Annotated in this window: 21 protein-coding genes; 12 read left to right on the plus strand and 9 right to left on the minus strand. The window is 34.8% G+C overall.

The window, feature by feature from the left end:
• Window positions 1-4: 4 nt before the first annotated feature.
• The 5 genes from AAEO57_RS14960 to AAEO57_RS14980 all read right to left on the minus strand — a co-directional run bounded on the left by AAEO57_RS14960 (window position 5) and on the right by AAEO57_RS14980 (window position 6323).
• The gene (locus tag AAEO57_RS14960; RefSeq protein WP_341693831.1) at window positions 5-517 is read right to left on the minus strand and encodes a hypothetical protein; all 513 of its coding nucleotides are present in this window, start codon (window positions 515-517) and stop codon (window positions 5-7) included.
• Between the two features lie 63 nt (window positions 518-580).
• A complete protein-coding gene (locus AAEO57_RS14965; RefSeq protein ID WP_341693832.1) occupies window positions 581-4012 on the minus strand; it encodes a hypothetical protein in 3432 nt (1143 codons plus the stop codon).
• A 94-nt stretch (window positions 4013-4106) separates the two neighbouring features.
• The gene (locus AAEO57_RS14970) at window positions 4107-4328 is read right to left on the minus strand and encodes a hypothetical protein (protein WP_341693833.1); all 222 of its coding nucleotides are present in this window, start codon (window positions 4326-4328) and stop codon (window positions 4107-4109) included.
• 150 nt (window positions 4329-4478) lie between these two features.
• Window positions 4479-5738 (minus strand): aspartate kinase, encoded by a 1260-nt coding sequence (locus AAEO57_RS14975; protein WP_341693834.1) that lies wholly within the window; start codon window positions 5736-5738, stop codon window positions 4479-4481.
• Between the two features lie 108 nt (window positions 5739-5846).
• Window positions 5847-6323, minus strand: a complete 477-nt coding sequence (locus AAEO57_RS14980; RefSeq protein WP_341693835.1) for a GNAT family N-acetyltransferase — start codon at window positions 6321-6323, stop codon at window positions 5847-5849.
• A gap of 170 nt (window positions 6324-6493) precedes the next feature.
• On the opposite strand from AAEO57_RS14980, the gene fbp reads away from it, so the two are divergent.
• A complete protein-coding gene (gene fbp, locus AAEO57_RS14985) occupies window positions 6494-7498 on the plus strand; it encodes a class 1 fructose-bisphosphatase (RefSeq protein WP_341693888.1) in 1005 nt (334 codons plus the stop codon).
• 58 nt (window positions 7499-7556) lie between these two features.
• Here fbp and AAEO57_RS14990 read toward each other — a convergent pair whose 3' ends face one another.
• Complete coding sequence (locus AAEO57_RS14990) at window positions 7557-7988, minus strand: TerB family tellurite resistance protein (RefSeq protein WP_341693836.1); 432 nt, start codon at window positions 7986-7988, stop codon at window positions 7557-7559.
• 170 nt (window positions 7989-8158) lie between these two features.
• Between AAEO57_RS14990 and AAEO57_RS14995 the strand changes: the two genes are divergently transcribed.
• From AAEO57_RS14995 to AAEO57_RS15015, 5 genes are read left to right on the plus strand one after another with little or no spacing between them, the layout of a single operon-like run.
• Window positions 8159-8752, plus strand: a complete 594-nt coding sequence (locus tag AAEO57_RS14995) for a HupE/UreJ family protein (RefSeq protein ID WP_341693837.1) — start codon at window positions 8159-8161, stop codon at window positions 8750-8752.
• Window positions 8753-8759: 7 nt separating this feature from the next.
• Entirely contained in the window at window positions 8760-9191 is a 432-nt protein-coding gene (locus tag AAEO57_RS15000; RefSeq protein ID WP_341693838.1) for a deoxycytidylate deaminase, read from the plus strand.
• On the plus strand, window positions 9191-10768 hold the full coding sequence (locus AAEO57_RS15005; RefSeq protein WP_341693839.1) for a S41 family peptidase: 1578 nt from the start codon (window positions 9191-9193) through the stop codon (window positions 10766-10768). The genes AAEO57_RS15000 and AAEO57_RS15005 overlap by 1 nt, the downstream gene beginning before the upstream one ends.
• Before the next feature lie 18 nt (window positions 10769-10786).
• Window positions 10787-11152: a nuclear transport factor 2 family protein gene (locus AAEO57_RS15010; protein ID WP_341693840.1), complete on the plus strand. Its 366-nt coding sequence runs from the start codon at window positions 10787-10789 to the stop codon at window positions 11150-11152.
• A gap of 16 nt (window positions 11153-11168) precedes the next feature.
• Window positions 11169-11480 carry a hypothetical protein gene (locus AAEO57_RS15015; RefSeq protein WP_341693841.1) on the plus strand — a complete coding sequence of 104 codons (312 nt, stop codon included), beginning with the start codon at window positions 11169-11171 and terminating at the stop codon, window positions 11478-11480.
• Between the two features lie 121 nt (window positions 11481-11601).
• On the opposite strand, the gene AAEO57_RS15020 is transcribed toward AAEO57_RS15015, so the two are convergent.
• From AAEO57_RS15020 to AAEO57_RS15030, 3 genes are all read right to left on the minus strand, one after another.
• Window positions 11602-12207, minus strand: a complete 606-nt coding sequence (locus AAEO57_RS15020) for an FAD-dependent oxidoreductase (protein WP_341693842.1) — start codon at window positions 12205-12207, stop codon at window positions 11602-11604.
• 1 nt (window position 12208) lies between these two features.
• On the minus strand, window positions 12209-12409 hold the full coding sequence (locus AAEO57_RS15025) for a hypothetical protein (protein WP_341693843.1): 201 nt from the start codon (window positions 12407-12409) through the stop codon (window positions 12209-12211).
• Window positions 12410-12495: 86 nt separating this feature from the next.
• Complete coding sequence (locus tag AAEO57_RS15030; RefSeq protein ID WP_056187324.1) at window positions 12496-13074, minus strand: MarC family protein; 579 nt, start codon at window positions 13072-13074, stop codon at window positions 12496-12498.
• A 350-nt stretch (window positions 13075-13424) separates the two neighbouring features.
• On the opposite strand from AAEO57_RS15030, the gene AAEO57_RS15035 reads away from it, so the two are divergent.
• From AAEO57_RS15035 to AAEO57_RS15060, 6 genes are all read left to right on the plus strand, one after another.
• Entirely contained in the window at window positions 13425-13994 is a 570-nt protein-coding gene (locus AAEO57_RS15035; RefSeq protein WP_341693844.1) for a DUF3109 family protein, read from the plus strand.
• A 336-nt stretch (window positions 13995-14330) separates the two neighbouring features.
• Window positions 14331-15308 (plus strand): ribonucleotide-diphosphate reductase subunit beta, encoded by a 978-nt coding sequence (locus AAEO57_RS15040; RefSeq protein WP_163395281.1) that lies wholly within the window; start codon window positions 14331-14333, stop codon window positions 15306-15308.
• A 262-nt stretch (window positions 15309-15570) separates the two neighbouring features.
• Window positions 15571-17961, plus strand: coding sequence for a ribonucleoside-diphosphate reductase subunit alpha (locus tag AAEO57_RS15045; protein WP_341693845.1), 2391 nt, complete (start codon window positions 15571-15573; stop codon window positions 17959-17961).
• Window positions 17962-18021: 60 nt separating this feature from the next.
• Window positions 18022-19020 (plus strand): KilA-N domain-containing protein, encoded by a 999-nt coding sequence (locus tag AAEO57_RS15050; protein WP_341693846.1) that lies wholly within the window; start codon window positions 18022-18024, stop codon window positions 19018-19020.
• 216 nt (window positions 19021-19236) lie between these two features.
• Window positions 19237-20637, plus strand: coding sequence for a DUF1800 domain-containing protein (locus AAEO57_RS15055; protein WP_341693847.1), 1401 nt, complete (start codon window positions 19237-19239; stop codon window positions 20635-20637).
• Between the two features lie 12 nt (window positions 20638-20649).
• Window positions 20650-21813 (plus strand): DUF1501 domain-containing protein, encoded by a 1164-nt coding sequence (locus tag AAEO57_RS15060; protein ID WP_341693848.1) that lies wholly within the window; start codon window positions 20650-20652, stop codon window positions 21811-21813.
• Window positions 21814-21845: the final 32 nt, after the last annotated feature.

A 21845-nucleotide genomic window follows, 5' to 3' on the forward strand; every position in this document is an offset into this window, starting at 1 on the left:
TTTTTTAATCCTGAATATAGGTTTTGTTACCGTTTTTATTGATGTAGTATTTTCCGCCTTTTGGTCCGGTGTATACTTTTTTACCGTTGTATTCCCCTGTAACTTTATCGGCTACTTTTGGTGCCTTTTCGTTTGTTTCTTTTAACGTTTTAGCACTTGTTTTTGAGGCAGATTTTTTAGCCTTTTCAGCATCAGCTTTAGCTTTGTCAGCTGTGGTTTTGGCGCTTGAAGCTTCTTTTTTAGCTTTAGTGGCTTCTTTATCTGCTGCAGTTTTAGCATCTGTGGTCTCTTTTTTTGCTGAAGTTTTTGTACTGGCCGCTTCTTTTTTTGCTTTTACAGAGGCCTGAGTTGCTTTATCAGAAGCTGCTTTGGCTTTGTCGGCTTCTTTTTTGGCGTCTGCTTTTGCTTTTTTTGCATCTGTTTCTGTTTTGATCTTAGTAGCATTTACAGTGGCTTCCTGAGCATAAATATTAGATGAGAAAACAACTATAAAACAAAGGAATAATAATTTTTTCATGAGATTAGGAGTTTAAATTTCAATTAAAATTAATCAATTTTAGGATAGCTTTTTAGTAAAGTGCTAAAAATAAGCACGTAACTGAATGTTTCCAGTATGTACGGTAACGCCTGTCTCGCTTTTACGTCCCTGATAATTTAAGTTTACATCTAAAAACTGAGTGATATTTTTTTGCAAGAGTAATTTCCATACTAAATTTTCACCTGCCTGAAGTCCCTCGAGCATCTGAAACCCAACAGATGAAAATTCATCACCCACAAATTTGTTTTGATAAAAAGAAAATTCTCCGTTTACAGTCACTTTTTTATCTCCCGCATACGAAAAAGAAGTTCCTAGTCGGTTTTGAGTTAAAGTTTCAAAATTACCTATCTGGTTTTCTTTATTTTGCAATTCATAAAAAAAGTCAAGACTTGTGTTTTTCGAAAATAAATAACTGATTTTAGGTGCAATCTGATACCCGGTTAAATCATAATTTTTTGACTCAAAATCTTTTGAAGTTAAGGACGTCTGAATCGTTTTGGTGAACAAATTAAACAGCCAGCTTTTTTGATATAAATGGGTGTATTGCAATTGATGCGAATTGTTTTTTACAGACTGTGAACCAATCGAAAGCAGACTTTTTCCGTTGTTAATCAAATAGGAATAAGTTACAGAATGCTTCTGCTTACCCCGATTATAAAACAAACTGTTTCTGAAACTCGAATTTAATCCTAAGATATTTTCTTCAGAAGAATCAAAGGGGTTCAATTCAAAATTATCACCATCACTTTTTACTTTTCGATCCATAATAAACGAGGTCTGATTGTAAAAATAGGAGACGGTTTTTTTGAAACCTTTTTTGTTCTGCCACTGCAGCGGATTTATAGTCAGCGATTGCGAAAACTTGTTTTGGTTGGTTTTAATGTAAACCCTATTAGGTAAAAAGACACGAATGAATTTTGCCTGATCCGGAAAAGGGGCGGTCTCAAACTCTTCCAGCTCCTGAATACCATTGCCGTTATAATCATTCCATGCATATATACCCTGACCGGCGGGAACTTCCAGATAGGTGTATTCCTGTTGTGCTATAGTTCCTGAACTGGTTTCATAAACGGTTCCGATTTGAACCAACTGATTAAAAAAACGATCGTTGTACAATATTCTTGAATTTAGTGAAGGCTCATTTTCCCGGTCATCAGCTGTAAAATCCAAATTTCGATAGCTGGCATAAACGGCCAAATCTGTTTTTTTGTTCTGAATCAGTTTCGATTTCAAAAAATAGGTTTGTGAATTGCTAACATGCTGTAATAAGCCATTTTGTAAGCTGTCGTTTTTTCTGCGTACATAGCCCAATTCCATAAAAACTTTGGTGCTGTCGCCACGGCCAACAAAAGCGCCATATTCTGCAAATCGCTGACTTATGGCAGAGAATTGGTGGGTAACTTTGTCTTTTTCCTGATTGTCTTCGATTTGAATGTTGCCTCCAATCCAGTTTTTTCCGAAATGATATTTGGTTTTGGCAAGGTTTCGAATGAATTTTGAAGTAGAAGCTGTGGCATCACTGTTCAAAAAACTTCCCTGATTTTCTATTGTCCAGTTTTTTAGTTTAAAAAAAGCAGTGGATGTATGTCGGTTACCCGAATAGCTTTCGGTAAAATCCAATTTTTCGAACTGATAACTGAACAATCCGACATTGGTTGTTTTTTTCTTCGAAAACAAATCAAAATTCAAACCTGCAACTAACAGACTCTGGTTGCCTAATAACGTTGTGTTTAAATTCCAGTCACGATTAAATTCAATATTATATAAACGTTCTACTGACTTGAAATCTTGATCAACAAACTGGTAGTTGGCGTAAGCGTCCAGTGTCCAGCTTTTTGAGAAAAGACGTTTTTTGGTATTTAATTTTAAGGCAATTCCGTTATTATCCCCATCATCAATATTGGAGAATAAATTCTGGTCATTGTTGCTAATCCCAATTTCAAAATCAACCAGCGTTTTTTCGTTCGGATTGTATTTACCTAAAAAAGTTGCTGCCTGAAGTTTCATCGGTGCGACCAATTGTACAATGGGATCGTAATTTCCCTGAAGAATTCCGTTTACGGGAGCTGCATATTCATAAATGCGTTCAACTGAATTAGCATTCTTAATTACATAATTCCCTGAATTTGCTCCCACAAGACTGAATTTTACATTGTATAAAACGTCTTCTGGATTCTCGGAATATTGGTAAATTTCAACTGAATTTTCAATTATTTTTTTATACAAAATCTTATTGTCAGCATAAGTATCTTCGTAGGCTGATGGAGCTTTCATCAGAGTTGAGTCGTCTCCTGCTTCACTTAAAATCTGAACTTGTTCCGGAGAGAGATTTTGTTGTAAAGGCTGGTTTTTTAAATCATTTTCTGAATATAAATAACCGGCAAAACTCCATTTTTTATTTTCATGAGAAGCTCCAGCGTAGGTGACCATACGGTTGTAATTCCGTTCTGAATATTGGTATTCAATGTTGATTCGCATTTCAGAGGTAATCGTAAAAAGCGATGTAAAAACAATTTCGCCGGCATTATAATCAATCACATAATCATTGTTTTCACCTCTTTTAAGCAAAACTCCATTTACATAAACACGTTCAGATCCCGAAATGACCAAAACATACAATTCGCCATTTTGCCCTTTTAGTTTATACGGTCCCTGATTTCCTTCCTGTCCAATAAATGTACTTTTGGCATATTGTCCTTTTGCGAAAGCTACTGACGCAAAAACATTAGTTTTATTGTCCTCTTCACCAAAATCAAAACTGGCAGAAAGACCCTGGACTTTTTTGTTGAAACTTAAAAATTGTGCCTTTCTGTTTTCTAAAAATACATCTCCTGCCCTAATATTCCAGTCATCGCTGAATAATTCCATGAAGATATTATCAAACTGATCCAGTTTTTGTGAATATCCGCCTTCCTGCAGCGGAATGTTATTGTCCTGCAGCGAAGCCCGAAGACTTACTTTGTCAGATATTTTACCTGTAATCTGAAGATCTAAATTGGAGTTTAAAACCGTGTTCTGATTGTTTCCAATCGTAACACCGCGGGTAATACTTCCGGAAGTATTCAGTCCGTCAAACGGAGTCGTTTTTTTAGCACTGGGATTGTCTATTTTATATAATTTTTCAGAACCAATATCATTACTTACAATCTGGCTTGAATTGTAAAGACTGTATTCTTTAGTTAGATAATCCGGATATTTTAGATAGTTGACAATTAAACTGTCTGAATCTGAAGTGAATTTTTCGTTTAAAAGTAGATGTCCTTTCTGAAAATTAATTGTATAAAAAGTAGAATCTATGGGTTCTTTTTTGGAATTTAAAAGCTGAAAAAAACCGGAATTGATGCTGATATTTTCCAGATGAATCGTATCTCTTGTGATTTTTACTTTTTTGGTTTTATAGAGCGGATCTGTTTCCTGAGCCCAAAGCCCGGAACAACAAATCAGAACCAATAAAAAAAGTAATTTTTTCAGCATAAATACTTTAACTCTAAAAAGCCAAAAGTAGTATTTATAATTGGGAATTGTTTGGGTGACAGTTCTAGTTTGCGAAATTTAGAATTCAGTATAATTATCGGTACAATACTGTAAAAATGAGCATAAAAATAATTAACGCAATCATGACGTGAGTAGCATTTGGATTTGCAAAATTAGTAGTCCATCCAAATTCCTTTATTTTTCTAGGAACCCATAGTCTTTTGTCTTCTCGATTGTAATAAAACATTCCCCAGGCCCAATTGTCAGGGTCGTTATACCATCTGTTTTTTTGTTCTTCGGAAGGGTCGTTATTCATGTCTAAAAACAATAAGTTAACTTTTTGAATGATAGTAAATTTACCTGTTTTTTTGGATAAAATAGAATTATTGAGCAACAAAAAAGGCTTCACTGTAAAGTGAAACCTTTCTCTATAATCTGAATTGAATAATTACCTTTTTACAAATTATTATTTTAATTCTTTAGTCACAATCTGCATAGTTTCGCGGCTTACTTGTCTAAGTAAAACTTCCTTGTTTTCTACAACTGTTTCTGCAGCCTGTTCGTTAAAGTGACGGATTGTGTATAAGGTTACATTTTCGTTATAATCTACTTTGAATTTTTTCGAAAGAATGGCATTCAGTTCATTGAAGTTTCCAAATTTATCTTCTACACAAACAGAGAAACTAATCGCAGAGTTCTGAATCAGATTTACTTTCAGTTTAAACTGATGGAATAATCCAAAAATTTCGCTAATGTTTTCTTCCATGATAAAGGAGAAATCAATAGAAGAAAGCGAAATTAAAAGCTGCTCTCTTTTTACGATAAAACAAGGCAGATATGGTTCTAAATCTACTCCTTTAGAAACGCATGTTCCTTTTAATAACGGATTAACAAACGATTTTACGTATAAAGGGATCTCTTTTTTCTGTAATGGCTGCAAAGTTTTCGGGTGTATAACCGTTGCACCGTAAAAAGCAAGTTCAATTGCTTCTCTGTATGAAATCTGGTTTAACAAACTTGCATTTTCAAAATAACGCGGATCTGCGTTCATCACTCCCGGAACATCTTTCCAGATCGTTACGCTTTCTGCATTTAGGCAATAAGCAAAAATTCCGGCAGTATAGTCAGAACCTTCACGGCCTAAAGTGGTTGTGAAATTGTTTTCATCTGCACCCAAAAATCCTTGAGTAATGTTTAATATTTTGCGAGGTACATTTTTGCTGATGTTTTGCTGTGTCGTTTCCCAGTCCACTTCTGCGTCTCTGTAATTTGCATTGGTTTTAATGAAGTTACGAACATCAAGCCACTGCGTCTGAATGCCCATGAAATTCATAAAATAACTTAAAATGTTTGTCGAAATCAATTCACCAAAACTCACAATCTGGTCGTAAACAAAATTGTAATTAGGAGATTTGTTATGTGCCAGAAAGTATTCTAATTCTGAGAACTGCTCATTGACAGCTGCAAAAACACCATGTTTTTCATCTTCAAATAAATCTAGTAATATTTGATTGTGGTATTTTTTTATTTCTTGTACAGATGAACTTAGCTCTGCTGATTTGTCAAAATAATTCTTGATAACAACCTCTAATGCATTTGTGGTTTTCCCCATCGCCGAAACGACCAAAATCACATCTTCATACCCAACTTTTTGTAAAACGTCGTAAACATTTTTAATTCCTGCAGCATCTTTCACCGATGCACCACCAAATTTAAATACCCTCATCTTTAATTTGTATTGTTGAGACATACAATCGTGCGTCTCTGTCTGTTTTTTAAAATTTTAATATTTTGACAGATGTTTACTCCTTAAATATCTGTCTGTTTTTTATAATTAATTAATTTTTTCTAAGTACGAATTAATTCCTGCTTCATCCATCTGAACTACTCTCCATTCTTCCAGAACTTTTGCGCCAGATTGTTCATAGAAATTTACTGCGGGAGTATTCCAGTTGAGAACATTCCATTCGATTCTTCGAACATTATCTTTTTTTCCTTGTTTCATTATTTCAGAATAAAGTGCAGAACCTAAACCCGTACCTCTCATTTCTTCTTTTACAATTAAATCCTCAAGATGAATTGTTTTTCCTTTCCAGGTTGAATATCTATAATAGTACAATGCTATACCAACAATTTCCTTTTCGACTTCTGCTACAAAAACATGAAACAACGGTTTTTCGCCAAAACCATCGCGTATTAAATCCTCTTCGGTTATTAAAACGGCATCAGGCTCTTTTTCGAATATTGCAAGCTCCTGAATTAGTCCTAAAACGGCTTTCATGTCTTCAGGGTTTCCTTTTCTAATATTCATAATTCATATTTTTAATCTGTTATTGGCTAATTAAGTATTTTTTTATTGGATACTTTTTGCAATTAATTAGCAAATATACAATAGTAGCAAACTAACGAAATAATTTTTGAATCATTCTCACAAAAAAAGCGATATTTGTGACTTATAAACAAAATTACAACGATATAGCAATGGAAGAACGCAATAAAACACTGGGAGAGTTTATTATTGAGAACCAAAAAGCATTTCAGTATTCATCTGGGGAATTATCCCGGATTATCAACTCTATACGTCTGGCGGCAAAAGTTGTCAACTATAAAGTAAACAAAGCTGGATTAGTGGATATAATAGGCGCCGTGGGCGAACAGAATGTTCAGGGAGAAGACCAGCAGAAATTAGATGTGTATGCAAACGAAGTATTCATTCAGACGTTAATAAACCGTGAGATTGTCTGTGGAATCGCTTCAGAAGAAAACGACGAATATATTACTGTCAAGGGGAGCGACAACAGTAATAATAATAAGTACGTGATCTTAATGGATCCGCTTGACGGATCTTCAAACATTGATGTGAATGGTTCTCTTGGAACTATTTTTTCTGTTTTCAGAAGAATTACACCAATTGGAACTCCTGTAACAAGCGAGGATTTTTTACAGCCGGGAGTTAATCAGGTAGCGGCTGGATATGTTATTTACGGAACATCAACGATGTTGGTTTATACAACTGGTCATGGAGTTAATGGTTTTACATTAAATCCGGCAATTGGAACTTTTTACCTTTCGCATCCAAATATGCAATTTCCGAAGGATGGTCATATTTATTCAGTAAACGAAGGAAATTATGTGCATTTTCCGCAAGGGGTAAAAAACTACATAAAATATTGCCAGCGTGAAGAAGAGGACAGACCTTATACTTCAAGATACATCGGTAGTTTAGTTTCTGATTTTCATCGAAATATGATTAAAGGAGGAATTTATATTTACCCAACCAGTTCTAAAGCGCCAAAAGGGAAATTGCGCCTAATGTACGAATGTAATCCAATGGCATTTATTGCAGAACAGGCAGGAGGAAAAGCAACTGACGGTTTCGGAAGGATTATGGAAATCCAGCCAACCGAACTGCATCAGCGTGTTCCATTTTTCTGCGGAAGCGTAAATATGGTAGAAAAAGCTGAAGAGTTTATGGCGGTTCAGTAAAATAAAAACCCGATACAAAATGTATCGGGTTTGTTTTTTAGGGTAAAAATCTAAACTATTATTTGTTCATGTTTTGCATTTCGAACATGAAAGTATCCAAATCTACTTTTTTATCAACCAGTGATAATGCTTTTGAAATAATGTAATTTACGTTTCCTGGTGTAAAACCTAAAGCTAATCCTATACGGGTCAGCATTACTTCCTGTTGGTCTCCCAGCTGGTGGTCAATATGAACCATTCTGGCTAAGTCATACAGACGTTCTAATCGCTGTGTGTGTAAATATGGAGGATTTATATCATGGCTCCACGGATCTTTAAGGATTTCCTTGTATTCCTCTTCTGAAATGTCTAGTCTTGTAGCAAGTTTGTCCAGGAACGCTTGTTCTTCTTCATTAATCCTTCCGTCAGCAAAAGCTACACGCACAATGGCAGAGAAATGGCCTCTGTTTCTTTCTTTGAATTCGTTATCAAATAATTCTGAAAATGGCATAATTAAAAGGGTTTTTATTGAACAAAGATAAATTTTATTTTAAATTATTAATTTTAAAGTTCTCATAAAATTTAACTTATTTTTATCCGTTCATTAGCTTAAGGGGTTATTTGGTTTTTCAAAATAAATCGTAAGTTTACATCCCCCAATCAATTAATATAATTAGCCTAATGTCAGAATTTTGGATTTATTTTCAGATTGGTTTAAAGCATGTTTTGGATATTCATGCGTATGACCACGTATTGTTTTTAATAGCTTTAACAACACCGTATGCTTTTAAAGACTGGAAACGGATTTTATTACTTGTTACAGTTTTTACAGTTGGTCACACACTGGCTTTGTTGCTTTCGGTTTTTGGAATTATAGCGGTAAAAGCAAATCTTGTAGAGTTTTTAATTCCGGTTACCATTTTGATAACGGCATTTTTTAATCTTTTTACAGCAGGAAAAACATTTAAAAATGAAAGTCTAAATCTGGTGTTTTTTCTAACATTGTTTTTTGGAATTATTCACGGTCTTGGATTCTCAAATTATTTTAAAACTATTTTAGGAGGTACAGCTTCTTCAAAATTACTACCTTTAGGGGAATTTGCTCTGGGCATTGAGGCGGCACAGCTGATAGTGGTTTTTATAGTTTTAATCTTATCTTATATAGTCCAGACGGTTTTTCGTTTTTCAAAACGCGACTGGGCACTGGTAATGTCGGCTTTTATCATAGGAGTTGTAATTCCGATGATAATAGATAGTCCAATTTGGAACAGATAAATTTTAAATGGAAATAAAAAAATTAAATAAATACGATAAGGCTTATTTGCGAATTGCAAGAGAATGGGGTTCGTTGTCTTATTGCAAGCGTAAGCAGGTAGGTGCTATAATCGTAAAAGACCGTATGATTATTTCAGATGGTTACAACGGAACACCAACAGGATTCGAAAATTGCTGCGAAGACGAAAACGGATTAACACGCTGGGACGTTCTGCATGCTGAGGCCAATGCGATTTTAAAAGTAGCCAGATCAACACAGTCTTGTGAAGGAGCGACTTTGTATATTACACTTTCACCGTGTAAAGAATGCAGTAAGTTAATACATCAGTCGGGGATAAGAAGAGTAGTATACCAAAACGGTTATCGTGATGATTCCGGTATTCAGTTTTTATTAAAGGCGGGTGTTGAAGTGGAGCATATCCCTGATTTAGAAGAATAATGAAATTCAGTCCAAAATATTTGCCAATTATTATCGGCGCAGCCTTTGCGCTGGGAACCGTTTTCGGAAGCCTCATGAATGCTCCCGTTGAAGATCAGTTTTTGGCAAAAAATAACTCCAAAACCAAACTGAATAAACTGATTGATTTTATCAATACCGAATATGTGGATAATGTCAATACAGATTCGATTGTGAATCTTACAGTAGATAATATTCTGTCAAAACTGGACCCGCATTCGGTTTATATTCCGCCAAGTGAACAGGCAGAAGTTGCAGAAAGCATGAAAGGGGATTTTGTAGGAGTCGGAATCAATTTTTACATGTATAAAGATTCGGTCGCAATTATAAAACCTGTTGAAAATGGGCCTTCTGCAAAAGCCGGAATAAAATCGGGAGATCGTATTTTGTATGCCGGAAAAACGAAATTGTTTGGCAGAAAATTGCCTTCGGACAGTTTGTTCTCCAAATTAAAAGGGACAAAGGGTTCTGAAATCGAATTGACTGTTTTTAGAAAATCTGAGCAAAAGAAACTTAAGTTCAAAATAAAAAGAGATGTCATTCCTATAAAAAGTGTAGATGCAGCAATGATGCTTTCTGATAATACAGGATATATCAAAATCAATCGTTTTGCCGAGACAACTTATGATGAATTCAAGGCTGGTTTGACGAAACTGAAACAAAAAGGAATTCAGTCTTTAGTGATTGATGTTCGTGATAATGGCGGAGGGTATATGGAAGAAGCTGTAGCCATTGCCGATGAATTTTTGAAAGACAAACAACTAATAGTTTTTACCAAAAATAAAAATGGTGCAACTGAGAAAACGTATGCTACAAAAAGCGGAAGTTTTGAAACCGGTAAAGTAACGGTTTTGATTAATGAAAACAGTGCATCTGCAAGTGAAATTTTGGCTGGCGCTATTCAGGACAATGACCGGGGAACTATCGTTGGCCGTCGCTCTTTCGGAAAAGGACTGGTACAGCGTGAAATGGATTTTAATGACGGATCGGCTGTCCGATTGACAGTGGCGAGATATTATACTCCAACCGGAAGGTCAATTCAAAGACCGTATGCAAAAGGAAACGAAGAATATTTTAAAGAGTCTGAAGCCCGAATTAAAACAGGCGAGTTGTATGTTAAAGACAGTATAAAAGTTGCTGATTCTTTAAAATTTAAAACTCCAAAAGGAAGAATTGTTTACGGCGGCGGCGGAATCGTTCCGGATGTTTTTGTGCCAATGGAGGCAGAACACGGTAATGAAAATGTAGCATATTTGCTGCAAACAGGAATCGTCGGGCATTTTGTTTTTGAAGAATTGGATAAAAACAGAAATGCATTTGCAGGACTTCGTTTTAATGAGTTTTTAGTTAAAATGAAAAATTCAGATACCTACTTCAGGAAATTTAAAAACTACATTTTTATGACCGGTCTCGATCTTAAATTAGATAAAACTAAAAATTTGGTTAATCGTTATATTACTGCTGAATTTGCAAGACAATTATATGGTGAATTGTATTATTACGATGTGATTCTGAAAGAAGATGCCATGATTAAAAAGGTTCTGAATGTAAAGAAATAATTTTCTAATTTTTTTATAATGAAAACAGAAACTGTTGTAAATGCCGAAATCGAACTTCTGACTGCTGTAAAAAGGGCTGATGTTTCCGTTTTAGAAAAGATGCTCCATGACGATTTGCTTTTTAATTTGCCGGACGGAAATACAATCACAAAAGAATTTGATTTGAATTCGTATCGTTCTGGTAAAATGAAAATTGATTTACTGGAAGCTTCGGATCAGATTATAAATATAATTGGAGATACTGCTGTGGTTGCTGTGACTATTTCTTTAAAAGGAGCATTTGATAATAGTTCGATTAGTGGTGCTTTTCGTTACATCAGAGTCTGGAAACAATTTGATGAAAGTTTAAAAGTAATAGCAGGAAGCTGTATTGCTCTGCAATAAAATAATAAAGCAAAACATGAAAAATCTAATAAGAATAAGTTTTCTATTCGTTTTGATGACTTTTGTGATTTCTTGCGCATGTATGAAAGATAAAAATACAGTTTCGGGAAAAGTGGAATCTATTGAGAATGGTAAAGACGGTTATACCGCTAAAATTAATACCGCTAAAAATGAAGTTTATTTTGCAACAGTGAGTATTGTGAATGTTGGAGGGCCGGAAAACTTCAAAAGATTTAAAGAAGGAGATGAGGTTTCGATACAAGGGGATATCTGGAAAGCCGAAAATGAAAATCATATCAAGGTGACGAAAATTGTTTCGGTTAAATAAATTTTAGAAACCTGTACAAAAAAACAAACCATTAAGAAATTAGGTTTATTAAGCATTCCTGCTAAATTCTCTTGATTTCTTAATGGTTTATAATTTTATAAATAAACTTGTTTTTTAAATTTTATCGAATACTATCATGTGCATGAGTCTGCACACCATTATTCCATAAAGTAAGAATATCAGTTGCAACAGCAGCGCCGCTTCCGGCAGCAATAGCCAGCTGACTTCTCCAGCCTGCCAAAGTTCCAATAACATAAATGCCATCGGCAACTTTATGATCGTCATTTTTAAGCTGGATACGCTGTTTTTCGGGTAAAGCTTTCTTGTGAGGTTCAACATATTGCATTAAACCTTCGATGTCAAAAGTATTGGCAGAACCAATTCCAATAACGATATTTTTTGTCTGGTAAGAGTTTTTGTTTGTAATTACAGTAAATTCAGGATAAGTACCTTCAATTTTAATTACTTTCTCATTTGGAATCTGAGAAATGTGCGGATAACTTTGAGCTAAATCCTGAGTACTTTCAAATAATAATTCAGAACCTAATTTGCCTGGTTTTATTCCGTAAGCATTATAGAAAATGGCTTCCTGTAAAGAAGAATTTTTCTGATGTGTAAAAATTCCGATTTTTTTATCGGTAACAAAAGCTTTCTTTTTGGCAGATCCTAATACCAAAGCACAGGAAACGCCTGAAACGCCTCCGCCAATAATTAAAACATCAAACATATTATCTGCCGTTTGTTTTCTCTTCGATTTTTTTTGAAATCCTGAAAATCAAAAGAATCAAAACAGCACAAAATGAAGCAGCAATTCCAATAAGGGCAACAGCACTGTCGCCTTCAAAAGGGTTTTGAAAATCAAGCTGTGTAATGTTAAAGATGATTAAAGCTAATGCAAGAAGCACTAATATGGAAGTAAAGATTTTCATAAGCTGTTTGTTTGTCTAAAATAATAAAGCAGAGCTTTTTGGGCTGTATTTTAGAATTTTATGGAGCAAATTTATAAAAATATCCTTTAGACGAACAAACCTTTAACATTAGCTGCGAATAATTTAACAGCAATTGCTAAGAGAATTACTCCAAATGTTTTGCGTACTACGCCAAGACCATTTTCACCCAATAGATTTTCAATCTTTTTTGATGATTTTAAAACGATGTAAACCAAGATAATATTCAGTAAAATAGCTATGATAATATTTATAGTATGAAATTGAGATCGAAGAGATAATAACGTAGTCATTGTTCCTGCTCCGGCAATTAATGGAAAAGCTAACGGAACTATAGAAGCCGATCCTGGTTCTTCGTCACGATAAATTCGGATTCCTAAAATCATTTCTAAAGCAAGAAAAAATAGCACAAACGAACCTGCTACGGCAAACGAATGCACATCAATACCAATTAGATTCAACAAACCTTCTCCAACAAAAAGAAAAACAATCATGATCAATCCCGCTACAATAGAAGCTTTTTCCGATTCGATATGTCCCACTTTGGCTCTTAAATTGACAATAATCGGAATTGATCCTACAATATCAATTACTGCAAAAAGTACCATTCCAACCGTGATAATTTCTTTAAAGTCGATTTCTAACATTTCTAATTCATTTTAGGTTTAAAAAACTGCTGCAAAAGTAGTTAATAAAGTTAGGTTTTTTTACGCACAATGTATTTTTGTTATAAAAAAATGTTTTATGCATCAAATAAGTGATATTTGTAACATTGACAGCTTTCTTTTGTATTTACTAAAAGTTACAGCAGCTTTAACCGCAAAGCACGCAAAAATTAATTCGTAATCCCGATAGTGGTCGGGAGCAATGCTGTATAGGGAAATTAAAAAACAATCTTTGCTAACCTTGTGCAAATCCTTGCAAACTTTGCGGTTAAATTGAATATCTGCATTCTTTGACTATCTTTGCACTTTATAAATTTCAGTATTTTATTATCATGTTTCAATTAGGGAAAACCATTATTTCAGAAGATATTCTTGAAAAAGAATTTGTGTGCAACTTGTCAGCCTGTAAAGGAGCCTGCTGTGTTGACGGAGATGCCGGTGCGCCTTTGAGCGAAGCGGAAACTAAAATTCTGGAAGAGATATATCCTAAAGTAAAACCTTTTTTGCGTAAAGAAGGAATTGAAGCTATCGAAGTACAGGGAACCTGGGTAAAAGGAACCGACGGCGATCTTGAAACGCCGTTAATCGACAATAAAGATTGTGCGTATGTGATTTTTGACGGTAAAACCGCTCTTTGCGGAATTGAGCAAGCCTACAATCAGGGAATTGTAGACTGGAAAAAACCTGTTTCCTGTCATTTGTATCCAATCCGTGTGAAAGACTTTACGGAATTTGCTGCTGTAAATTACGATAAATGGGACATTTGTGATGATGCCTGTTCTTTAGGTAAAGAACTGGAAGTTCCGGTTTATAAATTCGTCAAAGAAGCACTTATTCGCCGATTTGGTGAAGACTGGTATATGGAGCTGGAAAAGGTGGCAGAAGAATATAAAAAACAGTAAAATCTGTTAACCCTTTGCCTGACTTTACTTTGATGTTTTTTGACTCAAAAAAATAAAATTTTAACTCAAAAAAAAGTTTTAAAAACAATCTTAAATTACTTGCTTAGTATTGTAAAAAGCCTATATTTTACGGTGCTTTCATGTCTTATTTTTAAATTTAAATAATTCATTTACAGTAAATTAATTAATTGCATGAAAAGTTCTTGTTTTTTAGGCTTTGTTAAAAACTACCTGCGATTGTGAATAAGTTTGACTTTTATTTTTGGCGATAAATGACAATCTTTGTAATCGTTCTGAATAAGGGGAAATTCATTATAAAAATTAAACAAAAATACAATGTCACAAGTTGAACCAATTTTACAAGAAAATAAGAATCGTTTTGTTATTTTTCCAATTAAACATCATGATATTTGGGAATGGTATAAGAAAATGGAAGCTAGTTTCTGGACTGCCGAAGAAATCGATTTGCATCAGGACTTGACAGATTGGAACAATAAATTGAGTGACGACGAAAGATATTTCATCAAACATATTTTAGCATTTTTTGCTGCTTCTGACGGAATCGTAAATGAAAATCTTGCTGAGAACTTTGTAAATGAAGTGCAATATGCAGAAGCTAAGTTTTTCTACGGTTTTCAGATCATGATGGAAAATATTCATAGTGAAACCTATTCTTTATTAATTGATACTTACGTTAAAGATGAAACCGAAAAAGCAGAATTGTTTAATGCTTTGGAAGTTTTTCCGGCAATTGCCAAAAAAGGAGAGTGGGCTTTAAAATGGATCGAATCAGATTCATTTGCAGAAAGACTTATTGCTTTTGCAGCAGTTGAAGGAATCTTTTTCTCAGGAGCTTTCTGTTCAATTTACTGGCTGAAAAAACGAGGTTTAATGCCAGGCTTGACTTTCTCTAACGAGTTGATTTCTCGTGACGAAGGCGTACATTGTGATTTTGCGGTTCACTTGCATAATCATCACCTGATTAACAAAGTGCCAAAAGAAAGAATCAAAGAAATTATTGTCGATGCCTTAGATATCGAAAGAGAGTTTGTAACTGAATCTCTTCCTGTAAGTTTGATTGGTATGAATGCAGCTTTAATGACGCAGTACTTAGAGTTCGTTGCCGATAGATTATTGGTTGAATTAGGTTGTGAACGTGTATATGGATCTGCGAATCCGTTCGATTTCATGGACATGATTTCTCTTCAGGGAAAAACCAATTTCTTTGAAAAACGTGTTGCAGAGTATCAAAAATCTGGTGTGATGAACACGGATAGTGATGCTCAGAAAATTTCATTTGATGCAGATTTTTAGACAACAAAGATACCTTTAGCGTTTACTTCTTCAAGAGACGCTGAAAAAAGATTAACAGAATATTTTAGGGTTGAATCTCTTTCCCAAATCGCAGATTCAATAGCAATTTTTGACGTATTTAAATTCGGTTTTCGGATTTGAAACAGGTAACTATTGAGAATTTGGTAATTCTCAAAAAATAATTTAAAAACACGCAATGTTTAAGTGCCGGAAAACGTTTTCCAGTGTCTTTCATTTTTTCAATAACTTAAATAGCAAGATTATGTATGTAGTAAAAAGAGATGGCCACAAAGAGCCTGTAATGTTTGATAAGATTACAGAACGAATCAAAAAATTGTGTTACGGCTTGAATGAGCTTGTAGATCCTGTTAAGGTAGCCATGAGAGTTATCGAAGGATTGTATGACGGTGTTTCTACATCTGAACTGGATAATCTTGCAGCAGAAACAGCAGCTTCTATGACTATTGCACACCCTGATTATGCACAATTGGCAGCTCGTGTGGCAATTTCAAACCTGCATTCAAATACTAAAAAATCGTTCTCAGAAACGATGAAAGATATGTATCACTATGTAAATCCAAGAAATGGTCAGGAAGCGCCATTAATTGCTGACGATGTTTATAAAGTGATTCAGGAAAATGCTGCATTTTTAGACTCTCATATTATTTATACAAGGGATTTCAATTACGATTACTTTGGTTTTAAAACTTTAGAGCGTTCTTATCTTCTTAAAATAAACGGAAAAATCGTAGAGCGTCCTCAGCACATGTTAATGCGTGTTTCTGTTGGAATTCATTTGGATGACTTAAAGGCAGTGATTGAAACTTACGAGTTGATGTCTAAAAAGTTCTTTACGCATGCGACGCCAACGCTGTTCAATGCCGGAACGCCAAAACCTCAGATGTCTTCCTGTTTCCTTTTGGCTATGCAGGATGATAGTATTGACGGAATTTACGATACCTTAAAACAAACGGCTAAAATCTCGCAGTCAGCGGGAGGAATTGGTCTTTCTATTCATAACGTTCGTGCAACCGGATCTTACATTCGTGGTACAAACGGGACTTCAAACGGAATTGTTCCGATGTTGAGAGTATTCAACGATACTGCCCGTTATGTGGATCAGGGTGGTGGAAAACGTAAAGGAAGTTTTGCGATTTATATCGAAACATGGCATGCTGATATCTTCGAGTTTTTGGATTTAAAGAAAAATACCGGAAAAGAAGAAATGCGTGCGAGAGATTTGTTCTTCGCCATGTGGACTTCGGATTTATTCATGAAACGTGTTCAGGAAGATGGTCCCTGGACGTTGATGTGTCCTAACGAATGCCCGGGATTATATGATGTTTACGGAGAAGAATTCGAAAAATTATACATGGATTACGAATTCAGAGGAAAAGGCAGAAAAACAATTCGTGCACGTGAATTATGGGAGAAAATCCTGGAATCTCAAATTGAGACCGGAACACCTTACATGTTGTACAAAGATGCGGCAAACCGTAAATCGAACCACAAAAACTTAGGAACAATTCGTTCTTCTAACTTGTGTACAGAGATTATGGAGTACACTTCTAAAGATGAAATCGCAGTTTGTAACCTGGCTTCTATTTCGTTACCAATGTTTATTGAAAACGGAAAATTCGATCACGAAGCACTTTACAATGTTACAAAACGTGTAACTCGTAACCTGAACAAAGTAATTGACAGAAATTACTATCCAGTAAAAGAAGCTGAAAACTCTAACATGCGTCACCGTCCGGTAGGATTGGGTGTGCAAGGTTTGGCTGATGCTTTCATTATGTTGCGTATGCCGTTTACAAGCGATGAAGCTAAAAAACTGAATCAGGAAATTTTTGAAACATTATATTTTGCAGCCGTAACCGCTTCTATGGAAATGGCTAAAGAAGAAGGACCATATTCAACATTTGAAGGTTCACCAATGTCTCAGGGAGAATTCCAACACAATATGTGGGGAATGAAAGATGAAGAGTTATCAGGCCGTTGGGACTGGGCTTCATTAAGGAAAGAAGTAATGGAGCATGGAGTTCGTAACTCATTGTTAGTGGCACCAATGCCAACAGCATCGACTTCGCAAATTCTTGGAAACAACGAAGCTTTTGAACCATATACATCAAATATTTACACACGTCGTGTATTGTCTGGAGAATTTATCGTAGTAAACAAACATTTACTTCATGACTTGGTTGAAAGAGGTTTATGGAATGAGACTTTGAAGCAGGAAATCATGCGTCATAACGGATCTGTTCAGAATATTGATGTGATTCCGCAAGACCTGAAAGAATTATACAAAACCGTTTGGGAAATGTCGATGAAAGATATTATCGATATGTCCCGTCAAAGAGGATATTTTATTGATCAGTCTCAATCACTGAACCTGTTCATGCAGGATGCCAACTATTCTAAACTTACGTCAATGCACTTCTACGCTTGGCAGTCGGGTTTAAAAACAGGAATGTATTACCTAAGAACGAAATCAGCAGTCGATGCGATTAAGTTCACGTTGAACAATGATAAAAAAGAAGAAACACCTTCTTTAGTTGCAGAAACTGAAGAAATCAATGTTGAGGAATACAAAGCGATGTTGCTAAAAGCACAAGCTGCAGGTCCTGAAGATTGTGAAATGTGTGGGTCTTAATTTTATAATTTTGAAATATATTAGAGCAGTTATCGAGAGGTAACTGCTTTTTTTAAATAAATGGAATTAGAAATGAATAAAGTACAAAAAATGATTGTTGATAGCATTCCAGTTTCTGTGTATACAAAGGATAATGAAGATTATATATGTCTTACAGATATGGTAAGTGCAAAAGAAGGAGATGCTAGAGCAGCTGATGTTATAAAAAATTGGCTTAGAAGTGTTTCTACTATAGAATATATGGGAACTTGGGAAACTCTTTATAATCCTAATTTTAAAGTGGTCGAATATGACCACTTTAGAAGAAGTGCTGGTGTTCCTTCTTTTACTTTAAGTATAAATGGTTGGGTAGAAGCTACTAATGCTATAGGTGTGTTTTCAAAGGCAGGGAAAAATGGTGGGACGTATGCTCACAGAGATATTGCAATGGAGTTTGGTTCGGCAATAAGTCCAATTTTTAAAATTTATCTTTATAAAGAATATCAAAGGCTAAAAGAAGTTGAAAGCAATCAATATAATTTAGAGTGGGATGTTAGGCGTATTATGACTAAAGTAAATTATGTTCTTCATACGGATGCAGTTCAAAAACATATTATTCCAAATAGTATTTTACCATTTGAAAAGCAGGGTATTGAATATGCAAATGAAGCTGATTTGCTGAATTTAGCACTATATGGATATACTGCTAAACAATGGAAAGAAGCTAATCCAGAGCATGCAAAAGAAGGTAAAAATATGAGAGATTTTTCAAGTATCAATGATTTGTTAGTAATGTCGAATTTAGAATCTCTTAGTTCTCAGTTAATAAAACTAGGAACACCTAAGAATCAAAGATTTGAATTTTTAAGAAAGATGGCTTTGGAGCAGCAAGAACAGTTTGCCAAAGTTGATATGGTAAAATCCATTAAAAAATCTAATCCAATGACGTATCTAAATGCAGAAAATTTTACACCAGATGAAATTGAGTCTGAATCAAAAAAAGATATTTTGCAAGCTAATAAAAAAAACTTGCTAGAGTTTAATAAAAGAAAGAAGAAGGATGAAAATGATCTTCAATAAGAGGTTGAAAATTATTTTTTTTCATTTATTAATAATTTGTAAAAAGCAACTATCATGAAGTAGTTGCTTTTTTGTATTATGAAGTTTAATAATATTCTTAAAAAATCTCGGGTTAAATATTATCCAAAAAGACTTTTTAACCTTAGCAACACGGAATCTTCATAAATTAAACCTTTTCAAAAAACAAAAGTCTTACTTTAAACTAACCTCTTTGTTATGAAAAAAAGCAATCTTTGGTCGTTACGATTGGGCTTCTCGGGAAAAGAAGCTGCGAAAATTGAAAAAATAGGATTAGAAAAATTTCTAAAGAAATCTTATGACTCAAAGTTCGATACTCAGTTTCCAGCTTTTTTACAGGACACTCCCAAAACAATTACTGAATACAAAGAATTACGCCAATCTGTAAAAAATCTGGATACTGAAGAGAAAAATAAGATTCAGAAAAAAGAAGCCCAGACGACTACAGAATTAAAAAAATGGTGGGTTGCCAAAATGCAAACCGATGAATTTCCGTTGCGCGAAAAAATGGTTTGTTTCTGGCACAATCATTTTGTTTCGACTTCACAAAAAGTAAAAATCAATTACTGGATCTATCAGCACAACATGATTTTGCGCAAAAATGCTTTTGGAAATTTCAAGGAATTAACGAAGCAAATCCTAAAATCAAACGCCATGATTAAATATCTGGATAACGCAGATAATAAAAAAGGTAAAATCAACGAAAACCTGAGCCGTGAGTTACTGGAGTTATTCACTATCGGAATCGGCAATTACACTGAAGAAGATATCAAAAACGGTGCAAGGGCTTTGTCGGGATTAAATCATGGTGATGAAGGTGGTGTTTATAAAGAAAAGGCAGAAGACAACAGCAATAAAACCTATTTTGGAAAAACGGGAAACTGGAAAGCAGATGATCTGGTTGATATTATTTTTGAACAAAAAAATATTCCATACCTCATTACACGAAAAATCCTGAAATGGTTTCTTTACGATAATCCCTCAGAAGAATCGGTTAAACATTATGGAGATTATTTTAGAAAAGTAAATTTTGAAATCGAGCCATTGCTTACTAAAATATTTACCGATGAATACGCCAAAGATGATTCCGGAAAAAAAATAAAAGATCCGTTAGTTTACATTTTACAGCTAATTGACGAACTGCAGTTGAAAGATTACGATGAAGCATTGATTGTGGCTTTTCTAAAACAACAAGGAATGGATTTGTACAATCAGGTCAATGTGAAAGGCTGGGACGGAGGGAATTCATGGCTAACTTCGCAGGTATATCTGCAGCGAAATAACACTTCAGATTTGTTGTGCAGCGGCAGAAGTCTTTCTAAAAAAATAATCAGTAACAAGATGAGTGAAGACAATCCGAAACCGAAAGGAGAATTGGAAAAAAGGGAGGTCAGGGTGCAATATGATTCTGACGGAAATAATAAAACCATCATTACCGAATTATCCAACAGATTATTATTTACTGTAAATGAATCGATGCAGAAGGACATGGAAAATTTACTCAAATATGATTTTGATCCTAAAAATCCTAATGCCAATTATGCCGTTGTTCGTTTGTTTAATTATATCACAAAGTTGCCGGAATATCAGTTGATTTAAAAATCTATTATTATGAACAGAAGAAATTTTCTAACCTTAACAGGAACTTTTACGGGCGGAATGCTGGTGCTTCCTAGTTTTTTGCATGCTTTTGGAACACAGGAGAATCTGGTTATCGGTGAGCAATGTTTGGTTTTTATTCAGCTGAATGGCGGGAACGACGGACTGAATACTTTTATTCCATACGAAGATCCTTTATATTATGATTTGAGACCCAAAATTGCCCTGAATAAAGATATAGTGGTAGGTAAAAATAAAGGAATGGCATTTCATCCGGCATTAAAAGATTTTGCTCAGATGCAGCAAAACGGAGATTTGACGGTAATTCAAAATGTAGGTTATCCGGAACCGGTGCGTTCGCATTTCCGAAGTCAGGAAATTTGGCAAACAGCAGCAGATTCAAACAAATACATCAACGAAGGCTGGTTAGGCAGATATTTGGATTTGCAATGTCACGATCATCAGCCCACCGCCGGAATCAATCTGGACTCAATAGATAATCTGGCTTTAAAAGGTTTGGAACCCAATTCGATTACGGTGAAAGATCCGGATCGATTTAAAGTAAAATCAAACAAGGAAAATGAAAAACTATCCGATAATCCGCAATTGGATTTTGTTCGTAAAATTGCCAATTCAGTTGTAGAAGGGTCTGATGATATTCAGAATGCGCTGAAGCAATCCAAAACAGAAATCAGTTATCCGAAAACCGGATTTTCTAAGAACCTGGAATGGATTGCCAGACTGGTAAAAGGAAATTTGAATTCAAAAGTGTATTATACCTCGCTTGGTGGTTTCGACACACACGATAATCAGCTTTCTATTCATGAAAGAAAACTAACAGAACTCAATGACGCCATATACAGTTTTTATCAGGATTTAAAACAGGCACAATTGCTTCAAAACGTAACCATTGTGGTGTTTTCAGAATTTGGAAGACGCGTTAAAGACAACGGACGCGGAACAGATCACGGCACCGCAGCACCAATGTTTGTAATTGGAGGAAGTAATAAAGGAACAATTTTAGGGAATAACCCTAATTTAGCAGATTTGGATAACGGCGATTTAAAACATCAAATTGATTTCAGGTCTGTTTACGCTTCGTTGTTGCAGCAAAAAATGAATTTTGATTATTCAAAAATCGGAATTAAGAATAATCCGGTTGCGGGATTGTTTTAGTTTTTCAGGAGCTGTTTCCCGCTGTACGTTAC

The sequence above is a fragment of the Flavobacterium calami genome (assembly GCF_038290035.1).
Classification (GTDB): domain Bacteria; phylum Bacteroidota; class Bacteroidia; order Flavobacteriales; family Flavobacteriaceae; genus Flavobacterium; species Flavobacterium calami.